The organism is Cognatazoarcus halotolerans, assembly GCF_009800965.1.
Lineage (GTDB): Bacteria > Pseudomonadota > Gammaproteobacteria > Burkholderiales > Rhodocyclaceae > Cognatazoarcus > Cognatazoarcus halotolerans.
On the sequence record NZ_WUAF01000079.1, the window covers coordinates 1 to 347 of the forward strand.

The following is a 347-nucleotide window of genomic DNA, read 5'->3' on the forward strand; positions in this document are numbered from 1 at the left end:
ATCAGCTACACACCGGTGAACGATGCCCCGGTGCTCGACAGCGCGAGCCTGACGCTCTCTGAAGGTCAGACGGTGACGCTCTCGGATGCGAACTTCGGCGTCAGCGATCCGGACAACTCGAGCTTCACCTACACAGTGAGTAGCGTGTCGGGTGGTTACTTCCAATTGAGTAGCGCCGTCGGCACGCCGATCACGAGCTTCACGAGCGCGGATCTCACCGGAGGCCTGGTGCAGTTCGTCGATGATGGCAACGAAGTGGCACCGAGCTTCGATGTGACGGCCAACGACGGCAGCGCTGACTCGAACACGCTGAGTGCGACCATCAGCTACACACCGGTGAACGATGC

Annotated in this window: 1 protein-coding gene; it reads left to right on the plus strand. The window is 60.8% G+C overall.

Annotated features, from left to right (window positions below):
* The coding region (locus GQB03_RS22745; RefSeq protein ID WP_200832433.1) for a cadherin-like domain-containing protein at positions 1 to 347 on the plus strand (347 nt) is incomplete at both ends.